At 70.9% G+C, this 12,785-nt stretch carries 13 protein-coding genes; 3 read left to right on the top strand and 10 right to left on the bottom strand.

Translation table 11 applies throughout. From position 1 onward, the window contains the following. Positions 1-36 precede the first annotated feature (36 nt). On the bottom strand, positions 37-480 hold the full coding sequence (locus ACWGKT_RS17500) for a universal stress protein (protein ID WP_356153866.1): 444 nt from the start codon (positions 478-480) through the stop codon (positions 37-39). A gap of 255 nt (positions 481-735) precedes the next feature. Between ACWGKT_RS17500 and ACWGKT_RS17495 the strand changes: the two genes are divergently transcribed. Continuing rightward, complete coding sequence (locus ACWGKT_RS17495) at positions 736-2,013, top strand: LmeA family phospholipid-binding protein (RefSeq protein WP_453274317.1); 1,278 nt, start codon at positions 736-738, stop codon at positions 2,011-2,013. 41 nt (positions 2,014-2,054) lie between these two features. On the opposite strand, the gene ACWGKT_RS17490 is transcribed toward ACWGKT_RS17495, so the two are convergent. From ACWGKT_RS17490 to crcB (ACWGKT_RS17450), 9 genes are all read right to left on the bottom strand, one after another. Then, complete coding sequence (locus ACWGKT_RS17490) at positions 2,055-2,870, bottom strand: inositol monophosphatase family protein (RefSeq protein ID WP_453274316.1); 816 nt, start codon at positions 2,868-2,870, stop codon at positions 2,055-2,057. Between the two features lie 159 nt (positions 2,871-3,029). Then, on the bottom strand, positions 3,030-4,655 hold the full coding sequence (locus ACWGKT_RS17485) for an adenosine deaminase family protein (RefSeq protein WP_453274315.1): 1,626 nt from the start codon (positions 4,653-4,655) through the stop codon (positions 3,030-3,032). A gap of 162 nt (positions 4,656-4,817) precedes the next feature. Further along, positions 4,818-5,438 (bottom strand): hypothetical protein, encoded by a 621-nt coding sequence (locus ACWGKT_RS17480; protein WP_453274314.1) that lies wholly within the window; start codon positions 5,436-5,438, stop codon positions 4,818-4,820. Then, positions 5,435-7,147: a PHP domain-containing protein gene (locus ACWGKT_RS17475; protein WP_453274313.1), complete on the bottom strand. Its 1,713-nt coding sequence runs from the start codon at positions 7,145-7,147 to the stop codon at positions 5,435-5,437. Before ACWGKT_RS17475 ends, ACWGKT_RS17480 begins: the two co-directional genes overlap by 4 nt. Positions 7,148-8,175: 1,028 nt before the next feature. Next, a complete protein-coding gene (locus tag ACWGKT_RS17470) occupies positions 8,176-8,643 on the bottom strand; it encodes a hypothetical protein (protein WP_453274312.1) in 468 nt (155 codons plus the stop codon). A 247-nt stretch (positions 8,644-8,890) separates the two neighbouring features. Then, complete coding sequence (locus ACWGKT_RS17465; protein WP_453274311.1) at positions 8,891-10,054, bottom strand: NAD-dependent formate dehydrogenase; 1,164 nt, start codon at positions 10,052-10,054, stop codon at positions 8,891-8,893. A gap of 199 nt (positions 10,055-10,253) precedes the next feature. Then, positions 10,254-10,625, bottom strand: a complete 372-nt coding sequence (gene crcB, locus ACWGKT_RS17460; RefSeq protein ID WP_453274310.1) for a fluoride efflux transporter CrcB — start codon at positions 10,623-10,625, stop codon at positions 10,254-10,256. After that, positions 10,622-10,969: a DUF190 domain-containing protein gene (locus ACWGKT_RS17455; protein WP_356153847.1), complete on the bottom strand. Its 348-nt coding sequence runs from the start codon at positions 10,967-10,969 to the stop codon at positions 10,622-10,624. The genes crcB (ACWGKT_RS17460) and ACWGKT_RS17455 overlap by 4 nt, the downstream gene beginning before the upstream one ends. Further along, positions 10,966-11,352: a fluoride efflux transporter CrcB gene (crcB, locus tag ACWGKT_RS17450; RefSeq protein ID WP_453274309.1), complete on the bottom strand. Its 387-nt coding sequence runs from the start codon at positions 11,350-11,352 to the stop codon at positions 10,966-10,968. Before crcB (ACWGKT_RS17450) ends, ACWGKT_RS17455 begins: the two co-directional genes overlap by 4 nt. A 329-nt stretch (positions 11,353-11,681) precedes the next feature. Here crcB (ACWGKT_RS17450) and ACWGKT_RS17445 point away from each other — a divergent pair, with 329 nt between their 5' ends. Both ACWGKT_RS17445 and ACWGKT_RS17440 read left to right on the top strand, forming a co-directional pair. Next, complete coding sequence (locus ACWGKT_RS17445; RefSeq protein ID WP_356153844.1) at positions 11,682-11,966, top strand: FmdB family zinc ribbon protein; 285 nt, start codon at positions 11,682-11,684, stop codon at positions 11,964-11,966. A gap of 179 nt (positions 11,967-12,145) precedes the next feature. Beyond that, on the top strand, positions 12,146-12,781 hold the full coding sequence (locus tag ACWGKT_RS17440) for an AmiS/UreI family transporter (RefSeq protein WP_356153842.1): 636 nt from the start codon (positions 12,146-12,148) through the stop codon (positions 12,779-12,781). The last annotated feature ends 4 nt before the right edge of the window (positions 12,782-12,785 follow it).

Raw genomic sequence — 12,785 nt, 5'->3', positions numbered from 1 at the left:
GGCACCGCATCGCCCCGCACCTCACGTCGCGGCCGGTCAGTCCGTGTCCGGGCGGACGATCACGACCGGGCACTTCGCGTGCTGGGCCACGTGCTGGCTGACGGATCCCAGGAGGGCACGGGTGAAGCCCCGGTGCCCGCGGCTGCCCACCACCAGCGCGGCGGCTCCCTCGGCCGCCCGCAGCAGCACGTCGGCGGTGTTGCCGCGCACCAGGAGCGGCCGGACCGAGGCGGCACCCTCGGTGCCGAGGGCGTCCGTCAGTGCGCTGGTCAGCCCCTGCCGGGCGTTCTCCTCGTCGAAGTCGGTGTCCACGGCCGGCGCCGACCAGCTGTACTCACCCGGCAGCTCCCACGCCGCCACCGCGTCCACGCCGGCGCCGAGGAGGCCGGCGTAGCGGACGGCCCAGCGCAGCGCGGCGTGCGAGGATGGCGACCCGTCGACACCCACCACGACCCGCGGCTTCGCGGCATCCCTGTCCATCTGCCTCACCTCTCCTGTGGCTCCGTCGTCGCCGCCACGGTCGTCCCCCTGACTCCACGCTGCGCGACCGAGCGGCCGCCCGCCAGGGAAGGGCGGCCAAGGGCATGGCACCGTACGCCGGGTGGAGGCGCCGCCGGGCAGGGGCGCCACCGAGCGGACGCATCACGCGCGAGCCGTGTCGTCGCGTGGCTGATTTCATTCGCTGCGTCGGACAGAGTTTGCGGCGCGGGTGAGAACATATGATCAAATCTGCGGATGCGTACCCCCCACCGCATACACACGCATCGTCCCCACCCGTCACCGGCCCCGCGGTCGAGCGGGCCGCGTCCTCCCTCGGACGGTCCACCGTCCGAAGGGGTTCCGGCCCGCCGAAGTCCGTACGACGAACTGGCGGCCCTCGCCGACGACCCGCTGGACGAGTTCACCGCCGAGCATCCGGCCCCCGAGGACCAGGACGCGGAGGAGCCCTGGGCGCCGCCCAATCATCGACGGGGAAGCCGGCGCCGCAATCGCGCCACCGGCCTGCCCGTCGTCCTCAAGTTCCTGACCTGGACCCTGACCCTCGCCTGCCTCGCCACCCTCGCCGACCGCTGGGCGGTGCTGTACGCCGAGCACCGGGCCGCCGACCGGCTCAAGGACCAGCTGGACCTGGCCGCCGCCCCGGAGGTACGGATCGGCGGGTTCCCCTTCCTCACCCAACTGGCCGCGGGGCGCCTGGACTCGGTCACGGTCACCGTCCCGGACGTGGCCGCCGAACGCGTCACGCTCACCCGGGTCACGGCCACCGCGCACGACGTACGCATCGACGGCGACGGACCCACCTCGGTGCGCGGCGCGGCGATCTCCCAACTGCGCGGCCATGTCCTGCTGTCGTTCGCCGACATGAACCGCGAGCTCGGCGCCTCACAGGTGACCTTCTCCGCACACGGCCCCGGGCAGGTCCTGGCGCACGGTGGGCTGCGCGTCGCCGGGCACGATCTGCGGGTCCACGCCGATGCCCGCATCCGGCGCGTCGGCGAGCGCGGCATCGCCACGTCGGTGAACGGCATGCGCCTGGACATCGGCGACCTCGCGACCTACCGGCCGGGCGACGGGCCCGCCGAGGGCCTGCACCTCACCCGTGCCTCGGCCCGCCGCCTCACCCGCGAGGCGGCGAAACTCAAGGCGTTCCTCGCGGTTCCGGAGATCGCGCACCGCCTGGGCCTGCCCGACCGGATCGTACGCGCCGGGCTGCGTGACGACGACGCGCTCCACCGGCTCACCGGGGCGCCGCGCTTCCTGCACGACCTCACCCGCGTGAACCTCGTCGACATCGCGCTCGCGCACCCGCGACTCCTGCGGCGGCTGGGCCTGGACCCGACGCTGCTCACCGCCCTGACCCAGCTCGCCCGTCCCCAGATCGCCGACCGCTTCGCCTTCTCCTTCCGGCTGCCGAAGCCGCCTTCCGGCGACGTACGCCTGCGGGACGTGACGGTGGAGAAGGACGGCATCCGCGCGGACGTGACGGGGACGGGGCTGCTGCTGGGGCGCTGAGAGCGCCGCGCCGAAGCCGGTCGGCTGAGCGCGGCCGTGCGTCAACGGCCGCCGGACTCCTGCCTCTTGACCAGGTCCAGCAGTAAGGCGTGGGTGCGCTGATCGGCTGCCACGATCAGCCCGCCCGCGCCCGTGTGCGTCGGCTGACCGTGCAGGCCGGTCACCGTGCAGCCGGCGGCCCGGCACAGGGCGATGCCGGCGGCGAAGTGCACGCTGTCGCGCAGGTGGCCGTCGGTGACGTACGCGGCCCTGCGCCCGGCGGCGACCCAGGCCACCGCCAACGTCGTGGACACCACCCGGGGCCGCAGACGCTCCCCGAACTCCGGCTCCGCCAGCAGCCGGACCGCCCGGAAACCCGGCGCGTTGGGAAAGGGCGGATCGATGTTGACGTCCACCAGCCCGGAGTCGGACGACGGCGCCAACTCCTCGTCCACGCCGTCGTGTCGTAGCCGGGCCCGGTCGCCATCGGTCCAGAACACCTCGCCGCTGAAGGGATCCGCCGACGCCGCCACGGCGACCTCGGATCCCACCCGCAGGGCGACGTTCACGGCGACGAGCATGTTCCGCGCGGCGTAGTTGTGCGTGCCGCACAAGGGGTCGACCAGCCACCGGCGCGCCGCGCCCTCGGCGCCGGTGTCCCCGCTCTCCTCCCCGGTCACGGCGTCGTCCGGACGTGCGCCCGTCAGGACGTCGAGGATGGCCCGCTCCGCCGCGAGGTCCGCGGCGGTCGCGAAGTCACCGCCGCCCTTCTCCACGCGTCCCAGCGACGCCCCGTACATGTCCCGCACCACCGCGGCCCCCGCTTGCGCCGCGGCAACGGCCAGCTGCGCGTCCGTCTCCCGGTTCATGATCGGCATCTGGGCAGGATAACCGCGGGTGACGTGCTCGACCGGGGAGATTTCCCGCCAGCCCGCCAGGCCCAACGGTCCAGCTCCGGCGGCTCGTTGTCCCGTCCGACATCGGCCTCGACGTCGAAGCCGACCTTCTCGTGCCGCGCTTACCTGGCGGCGGCCGGTTCAGCGGAGGGGGCCGGCGAAGCGGGTCTCGAAGGCGGCGAAGGCGGCCTCCTGACGCCACTGCGCCTCGGCCTTCGGGCTGCCTGCGATCAGGCGGCGGCACTCGGGGCCGGGCCCATGGCCGCTGCCGGGGAGCCAACCGCGGCAGAACCACTGGAGGCGGTAGCCGTCGCGCGTCGGGTTGCCGCGCCACAGGCTGCGGCCGGACAGGAAGGAGTACTCCAGGGAGGCTCGGGCCAGGTCCTTCAGCTCGGGGTAGGTCAGGCCGTAGGTCTCGGCGGCGTACTGGTACTCGTGGCTGACGTCGGTCCGGGACACGCCCGGGTCGTCGGTGGCCAGGACGACGGGCACGCCGTAGGCGCGGTACGTCTCGAACGGGTGCTGGGCACCGCGTACGCCGAGGATCTGGGCGTTGCTGGTGAACGAGACCTCGACGGCGATCTCGCGGTCGGCCATGGTGCGGGCGGTCCCTTGCCAGTCGTCTTCGTGGACGAGGTCGACTCCGTGGCCGATCCGCTCGGCGCCGGCGACGGTCACCGCCTCCCGGATGTGGAACCTCAGGTCCTCCGGCTTGACCAGTCCGGTCCACAACTCGCCCGCGTGCAGGGTGACATGGGCCTTCGGGTAGACGGTGCGCAGGTACCGGACCATGCGCATCTGCAGGCTGTAGTTCCGCAACGAGCTGTCCCCGTCCTCGGGCTGGACGAGGTTGACCGCGAGGAAGCGCCGGTCGCGTTCGGCCAGCCGCATGCCGAGGGCGAGGTGGGTGAAGACCCGCTCCGGCGAACCGCTCCGGCCCACCTGGGAGATCCAGCGCACCGGCAGCCGGCAGGACGGCCGCGGGTTGTCGGTGTCGCAGCGGGCCGCGGCGCGGAACTCGGCGTCGCCGTCGTCGGCCTCTCTGCGGGCTTCGGCGACGACCTTGTCCAGCTTGCCGCCGGCGGTCAACCTGGCGTGCAGCGCGACCAGATCGGCGTCCCAGCCGACCTCGTCGGCCAGCTTCGCCACGCTGTCGGGAGCCGGGGTGACCATGGTCTCCAGGTAGAACTGGTTCTGCGCGGCCACCGCGTCGGCGACCTCGGCGAGCTGCTTGCCGCGATGGCGCCAGATCACCTCGCCGAACTTGCCGAACGTGTCGAAGAAGTGGTCGTGGCCGTTCTGGTCCGGCGGGAAGTCCTGCATCGACCAGGCGCGCACGATCGCGTCGTGGAACGCCTGGTCGGTGCGGGCGTCGGCGGCCGGGCGGGTGCCGCTGCCGCAGGGCGGGGTCACGGCGGTCGTCGTGCTGATGTCGATGCACAGGCCGTCCTCGGCGGACAGCTCGATCAGGTACTCGGTCGACACCGCCCCGGAGAGGTGGTTGTGCAGGTCGGCGCCCTTGGGCAGGCGCGTGAAGAAGTCGCGCAGCAGGTCGGGGTGGTTCCGGACGGACTCCAGATACCGGGCCGTGCGCGCCTCGGCGGCGGTCGGTGGCCGAGGCGGTGGCACCGACCGGGCTTCCGCGGGCGTGGCGGGCGCGGAGTGGGCGGGCGGTGCGGACAGCGGGGTCAGCAGGGTGAAGGCACCTAGGCTCGCGGTGAGCAGGGCATGGGGGCGCCACAAGCGGCGGAGGCTGGGTTGCGTCACGGCGCCATGATCGCCAGACGGGCGACGCCGCCGCCCGGTCCTGCACCGTGTGTGCCCGACGACCACCCTCGCGGGTGAGTACGGCACCGGGGGCGCCGGCGGCGACGGGCTCTCCCCCGCCGCCGCGGGGCAATTCGCCGTCGGCCGGCGGACGTCACGCCGTCAGGCGTGGTCCACGCAGCAGGGCGTCGGGTTGGGTACCTCGAACGGGGCGAGGGTTCCGCCGACCGCGGGGACGAGCGCCAGGGTCAGCAGCCCGTCGCGCCATTCGGGTCGTACGTGATCACGGGTGACGACCGGGGTGGCCGGATCCGGCCCCTGGCCGTCCACGGCCGGCGCACCGACCACGACGACCCGGTCGATGACGGTGGCCAGCACCTCGGCCACCGTGACGGTGCCGGTGAGCCGGTCCGCTCCGGGATACAGCACGGCCCTCCCGCCCCGCCGGTCCGCGTGTTCGGCGGCGGCCGGCGCGGCGGTGCGCGCGCCCCGCTCCGAGCCGTAGGCGCGCTCGCCCAGCGCGGCGCCGAGTCCCGGCTCGGCCAGATCGGCCAGGCGCTGCCAGGCCGCTTCGGCCGCCCCGGCGTCGGGCAGGGCGAGCGAGACGGCGGTGCCCCGGCGGTCGTCGGTGCGGATCAGGTGCGTACAGACGACGGTGCCCGCCGGCAGGCCGAGTCGTTCCCTCAGGCGGTGGGCGAGGTGGTCGGCCTCGCGCAGGCTCGCCGTGCCGGCGTCCACCCCGATGACGGAGTGGACGCCGGACACGTGGTGCGGTGCGGTCATGCGGGCAGGACCCACATCGGGTTGGAGTAGAACCACAGGTCCTTCCACGGGTCGGCGTCGCCGAGGACGTCCATGGCCGGACCGGCCGGGTCCACGGCCGCGCCGTTCAGGCCGCCGGCGCCGCGCTTGCCGTCGGTGCCGCGCAGGCGGACGTAGACCGGCTTGTCGACCGGGCCCAGGGAGTAGGTGAGGCGGACACCACCGGTGGACCTGTTCACCTCGAAGGACTTCACGACCTTGGTGTTCGGGGTGCTCAGCGCGTCCTTGTCGGCGACCGGGCCGGTGACGTCACCCTGGATGACGTCCACGCGGGCCAGCGAGGGCACGAACTGGGCCCAGTTGGGGCCGTTGGCCAGGCTGATCTCGACGACCAGGTCGACCTGGCTGCCCTTGCGCACGTGCAGCGTGTCGCCGAGGGTGACGGCGCTGTACCCCGAGCGCAGCTGGGCGTTCAGGCCGCTGATCAGGCCGCCGTGGTCGACCCAGACGCGGCCGGCGCGGATGCCGTCCATGACCGCCTGGTAGGAGAAGCAGGCGGCACCGACGTGGGTGCGGGAGTACTGGCCCGGCCAGTAGTCGCCGTCCGTGAGGTTGAGGCCGCCGCCGTAGACGGGGTCCTCGTAGCGGCCGTTGCCGTTGAAGTCGCCGCCCGGGCCGCGCACGGCGGTGTCGGCGTACACGTTGTGGGAGTCGGAGTTGGCGGTGATCCACCAGGGCTTGCCCTCGGCCAGCAGGCTGTCCCACAGGCCGCCGACGGTGGCGGTCATCCAGTCGAACCCGCCCCAGGTGCGGTAGCTCTCCAGCGGGTAGCCGGCGAAGGAGTCGGCGCTCGGGCTGTTGTCGTAGAAGCCGCGGCCGGAGCCCGGTCCGTTCGGGGCGGCGATGCCGGCGGCCTGGTGGCCGGGGGCGCCCTCCATGCCGACCGCGATGGTGGGCTGGGCATCGCGCCAGCCGCGGATCTCGTGCGGGGAGTCGATGCCCTTGCGCGCCGGGTGGTTGGCCAGGAACAGGGCGTCCTTGACCTTGCGGCGCTGGACCTGCTCGGCGAGGAAGTTGACACCGGCGATGGCCAGGGCCTCGTTGGCCGGGGTGCTCGCGGAGGCCTTCTTCACGGAGCCGTCGAAGGAGTTCTCGAACTCCTTCAGCACCGCGACCTCGTTGCGGCCGGGGTGGACGAAGACCGTGCCGTGCTCGGCGGCCGGGATGTTCCACTCCAGGCCCTGGAAGACCAGCGTGTCGTCGATCTGGTCGCGGGCGGCGACGATGTCCGGGTTGACCTTCTCCACGCCGATCTTGGCGTGCGTCTCGCTGCCGTGGTCGGTGATGACCATCCAGTCCAGGCCGTGCGCGTTCGCCTGGCGGACGTGGTCGATGACCCGGTACTTGGCGTCCGAGCTGAACTGGGTGTGGATGTGGTGGTCACCGGACAGCCACAGGTAGCCGCCGGAACGTCCGCTCGCGGAGACCTGCGAGGCGGGAGCCGCGGCCGCCTGGCCCGCGCCCGCGAGCACGTTGCCCGCGGCGAGGCCGGCGCCCAGCAGGCCGGCCCGGCGCAGCATGGACCGGCGGGAGAGCTGGCCGGGGGTCAGTTCCTCGTCCGGGACCGACATGTCGAGGGCGGGCGGCAGGGACGACGCGTCCTCGCTCCCATGGTGGTGGTGATGGTGGTGGTGGCCCTGGTCATGTCTGTGGCTGTGGCCGTGGCTCATGGTCAACTCCCGCTCGTTACACGGACGTACACGCTGGGGGACGTGCGGAGTCTGCGAAGGTCCGATGAACGGCGGGGGTCGGGTTCATGGTGGGCCCAAGAAGGACGGATGTGCAGCCGGAGTCATTCCGGCCAACCTGCCACGGCACGTGCCCGCGACCGGGCCCACTCCCCTTGGTTCAGGCCCGCTTGGCGCAGCGCGGGTCGCGCTCATCACGGGTGGGGCGCAAGCCCGGTGCGCCGCGGACGCCGGCGCGGCCGGTCGACGAGGACCTCGCCGGCATCGGGGACACGGGCCGGCGCGGCGAAGACGGGGAGGCTCGGCAGTGGCACGTTCGCTGCCACTCGCAGGGCGAGAGCGCTGGGGCAGCGCTGGGAAGGGAGGCCGACCAAGGCGAGGTTGTCTCAGACCACGCCCCCCACCGGGCCGCCGCACCGCCGCGCCAGACCCCCAATTAGGTCTGCGTCGCAGCCGCCGACCGACCCGAGCCCGGGGTGACCGACGACATCACCTGCCTCCGTGCCGTCGCGCCGCACCAGCAGCGCCTGCCCCAGGATTCACCCCGGCCACGAGCGCCCCGGGCGAGGACGGCCGATCCTCGGCACCCTCGGCCGCGGTCCGGAACCGTGCCGGCGCCCGCACACCCACCGGCGTGATCAGGAGGTCGACGATCACACCGCAGGTCGGACCTGCGGCGAACGCGCCGGGGCCGAGCTGGGCGCCGCCCACGGGCCGTGGCCGAGGCCGGACCGGCGACGGCGCGATGCGTGAGGCCGCCGGCGGTCCGGGGAGTACCGCAGAGCCGGCCCACCTGCCGGTGACCCCCGCGGCCGCGCTTGCCCCCCGCCCTGACGACCAGGCCGGGGGCATCCGCCCCCCAGTGACCGCCGACGACCGGTGGGCACCTGCCACCCGTCTCCTCCACCGCGTCGGGGACGGCCCAGCGCGCGGGCACCCGGCAGGTGAGCCCGGACACGAACGAGGGAGCCCCCACCGGGGGCTCCCTCATGATGCGCTCGGGTGCGGCGTCAGAGCTTTCCGCCGATCTCGCAGGCCTGGCACGGCGGCCGGCCGCAGGTGCACTGCATGATCGCTTCGAGGACGTCGCGGTCGTGGTAGAGGCACTCGTCCCGGCACGTGTGACGCGGGATGAACCCGGCCGGGATCTCACCGGGCCACGGCTCGTGACCGTCCCTGCAGCGGGCGAACCGCTCGGGGTCGGTGGCGTGCAGGTCGTGCATCTTGGTCCGCGCCTCGTCCTCCAGCTTCCGCACTCGCTCCACCAGGCCCTTGAGCTCGGCGGCGATGCTGGAGTACTGGTCGGTGCCGGTCCGCACGTGCGCGGCCCGCAGCGCCATCGCGGCGTTGCCCAGGAACCGGCCCGCATCCTGAAGGTCGGTCACGTGGTGCAATTGAATGCCGTTCACGCCTCGTACCCATACGGCGTCCGTACTGCTCACTGATCCACCTTCCCGGCATACACCTTGGCTATTCATGAAACGGTATGCGGGGCGCCGGTGCCTTCGCACAAGAAAATCAACCTATTCATGAAAGCTAAAAGGTAATGGGCACGCCCGTCCAGTATGTCAGGGGTGAATCGGCTCACAAGACGCGTGATCCCTCGGCGGGGACGGGCAAACCCCAGGCAAACCCAGGGACGGCCCGTTACCCGCCGATCAAGGGGATCCGCTGCCGCGGCTTCCAGTGAATCTTCTTCCGTTTAGCCGCCGCCGGCTTTATACGTCACTTGGCGACCGTGTAGGAACGCGCTCCCGCCCCGGCGAGACCGCCACCGTCGACGATCAAGTATTCCGAGCGGATGGGGCGCCCGTCGAACCAGCACTCCAGGATTTCCCGGGTACCCGCCGAATAGCGGGTCTGCGCCGAGAGGGTCGATCCGGACACGTGGGGCGTCATCGCCTCGTTCGGCATGGTACGCCACGGGTGGTCCGGCGGGGGCGGCTGCGGATACCAGACGTCACCGGCGTAACCGGCCAGTTGTCCGCTGTTGAGCGCCCGTACGACGGCGTCCCGGTCGACGATGAGCGCGCGTGCGGTGTTGACGATGTACGCGCCGCGCTTCATGGCGCCGATCATCTCCTCGTCGAAGAGGTTCAGCGTCTGCGGGTGCAGCGGCGTGTGGATGGACAGCACGTCGACCGAGGAGGCCAGCGACCGCGCGTCGGGATGCCAGGTCACCTCCAGCTCCGCCTCGACCTCCTTGGGCAGCCGGTGCACGTCGTGGTAGTGCAGGTGGACGTCGAACGGCTTGAGGCGGCGCAGTACCGCCTGGCCGATGCGGCCGGAGCCGAGGACACCGACGTCCATGCCCTCGATGTCGTAGGAGCGGGAGACGCTGTCCGCGATGTTCCAGCCCTTCTCCGCGGTCACCCACTCGTGGCAGGGCACGAAGTTGTGCACCAGGTCGAGGATCTGCATGACGGCGTGCTCGGAGACGCTGATGCTGTTGCTGAAGGTCACCTCCGCCACGGTCATGCCGTGCTCGATGGCGCTCGGCAGATCGACGTGGTCGGATCCGATACCCGCGGTGATCGCGAGTTTGAGCCGGGGAGCCGCGGCGATCCGCTCGGGGGTCAGATATGCGGGCCAGAAGGGCTGCGATATCACGACGTCGGTGTCGGGCAACTCGCGGTCCAGCGTGGAGTCGGCACCTTCCTTGTCGCTGGTCACGACATAGGTGTCGCCCCGGTCCTCCAGGAACCTGCGCAGTCCCAGTTCTCCCGATACGCAGCCGAGGAGCTGGCCCGGGGTGAAATCTATGGCTTGCGGGGTGGGCGCGGTCTGTCCGCCCGGATAGCCGGTGATGGTGGGAATCTCGTCGCGGGCGTACTTCGGGGGGTAACCGCCCACGGGGTCGGGATAGAGCACCGCAAGGATCTTTGCCATGGCCGTCCTCCATCGGTCAGGCCACTGTCCGGGTATGTCAGGCAGGGCGCCGATGATCTTGTAATTTTAGTCGAGCGTGCTTCAGCGCTGCAATCCCCGTGGTTCATGAGGGAGATGGCCCACTGGATAGGCATGCGGTCTTCGCCGGAACCTTCGGCAGGAGTCCGGGTGACAAGGCCCGCGGCCGAGGCGTCCACGGTCAGAACACGGCCTGGGAGAAGGCCAGACCGACGAAAAAGGCCCCGAGTCCGGCGACGACCGAGACGATCACATTGGCGGCCGCGAAGAATCGCGATCCGGCCTCGAACAGGCTCAACGTCTCGTAGGAGAACGTGGAGTAGGTGGTCAGGGCCCCGCACAACCCGACGCCCAGCAGGAACTGCTCGTCCGGTGACGCGACCTTGGCCAGGACCGCCCCCGTCAGCACGCCCAGGATCATCGCGCCGATGATGTTGGCGGCGAAGGTGCCCCAGGGAAAGACGGTGTCGTGATGCGCCTGGATCGTCCGGTCGATGAGATACCGCAAGGGGGCACCGACGGCGCCCCCGAGCGCGACGAGCAGATACCTCATGTATCCGCAGCCTCCCGCCCTTTGTAGCGGACCACTTCGACCTCGTGCACGATGACCAGGCCTTCGATGGACAACTCCTCCAGCTCCGGCAGGAAGGACCGGATCCGTTCCTCCTCGTCGACGATGACGACTGCCGCCGGCAGGTTGTCCGCCATGGACAGCAGCCGTGTCGTATGCACGATCGAACTTGATCCAAAACCCTCGACGCCACGGAACACCGTCGCCCCGGCCAGGCCGGCCCGGTGAGCGCGGTGGACGATCTCCGTGAACAGGGGCGTGTGATGCCACGTGTCGGTGTCGTCGACGAAAATCGTCAGACACAGCGCGCGTCCACTGAGCCTCATCTCGACTTCCTCACCCCCAGAACGCGGCGGGCGCCGGCCACGCCGATCGTCACGGCGACCAGCGCGACGACCACGGTCACCACCAGGTACACGAGAGCGATGCCGGCCCGGTCCTCCCGGACCAGTCGCTCGATGTCTGCGCAGTACGTGGAGAAGGTCGTGAAGCCTCCCAGCACCCCTGTGCCGAAGAACGGACGCACCAGCGGATTCACGGTCCACACCTCGGTGATCGCCACCACGAACGCGCCGATGATCAGACAGCCCGAGGCATTCACGCACAGCGTGGTCCAAGGGAAGTCCGCCGGACCCGTCGGCCAGATCAAGGCCGCCGTGTACCGGGCGCAGGCGCCTATCGCCCCGCCCACGGCGATCACGGTCAGCACCCGGGCGTTCCTGCGACGGGCGTCCCGGGATTGACGTGCCTCTACCACAGCAGAACTTTCCACCGTTGCGGTCGCCACAAAATGCCGGGCGGCGGCGATCGGAGGCTGCGCAGGAACCCCGCCCTCCGGCCGCTGTGCCGATGAATCCAGCTTAAACCTGCGCGTCCCGTCCGGCCTGTGGATGGCGGTGGACGATCGAGCCTCCGGGGCACTTACGACGTTCTCGGATTGCGCCGCGAGTAGACCCGCCGGCCGACCGCCACCTGACTTGACACGTGGATTACCGAGACGTCTCCTGGAAGGGAGGGAAAAGCGTCCGGAGGCTGCTGATGGCAACGTACGAATATCTATGCAGCCACTGTGGACCTTTCGATGTGAGGTTGGCGATCGGAACGGCGCCCAGAATTTACGAGTGCCCTGATTGCGCCGCTGGTGCAAAACGCGTGTACTCCGCGCCCGGCCTGACGCACACCTCGAAAGAAGCCGCTGCCCTCCACGTCCGCGAGGAGCAGTCCCGCGAGGCCCCGGCAGTGGTTTCCGAAGTGCCGCCACGCACGAGGACGCGGCCGCAGCCGCGGCCGCACCCCGCGCTCTCGCGGTTGCCGCGTCCGTGAGGGCGGTGGTCGACACGGCAGAACGCGTTGTGCGTCGACGTCCGCACAGGACGTCGCTCCCGTAGCAGTGCGAGGAATGCGGCCATCGCGCCACGCCGGCCCGGCTGAGCCGGAATCGCGTCGGCGGCCAGGGTGCGACGCGATTCCGTTCTCCACGCGGATTTAGGAGGTGCGTCCCCGTGGCATCCGTGGGACTGCTCTTCGTCGGCGCGGTGCTCTTCATCAACGGGATGATGCTCCTCGGAAAGGTAGACGCCCGGTCGGCCGCGGTGTTCAACCTTTTCGTGGGCTCAATCCAGGTACTCACGCCGACGTACCTCATCTTCATCGCCAACAACGAACCCCGGGCGATTCTGGCGGCATCCGGAATCTATCTGTTCGGCTTTACCTACCTCTACGTGGGTATCGGACTACTGGTCGGCCTCGACTCCACCGGGGTCGGCTATTATTCGCTCTTCGTGGCGGTTGTGGCCCTGGGGTACTCGTTCATCAATTTCCACATCCTCAAGGACAACCCGTTCGGAGTCATCTGGCTCTATTGGGCATTCTTGTGGTTCCTGTTCTTCTTGCTGCTCGGCCTCAAGAAGGACAGCCTCACGGTCTACACCGGCTGGGTCACGGCGATCGAGGGCTGGGTCACCGGGGTGATTCCCGCCGCTCTGCTGCTCGGCGGCTACTGGACACACCCCGACGAGACCGCCATCGCACTGGGGGCCTTCGCCGTCGTGGTGTTCGGGGCCCTGTGGCCACTCACCCGGGCAACGCGGCATCCGGCCCCCGCCACCCCGTCGGCGGGCCTGAGCGCGTCCACGTGACCGG

This window comes from Streptomyces sp. NPDC054794, from assembly GCF_053611585.1.
The sequence above is the reverse complement of the archived record's forward strand: the minus strand, read 5'-3'. Positions and strand labels throughout refer to the sequence as shown.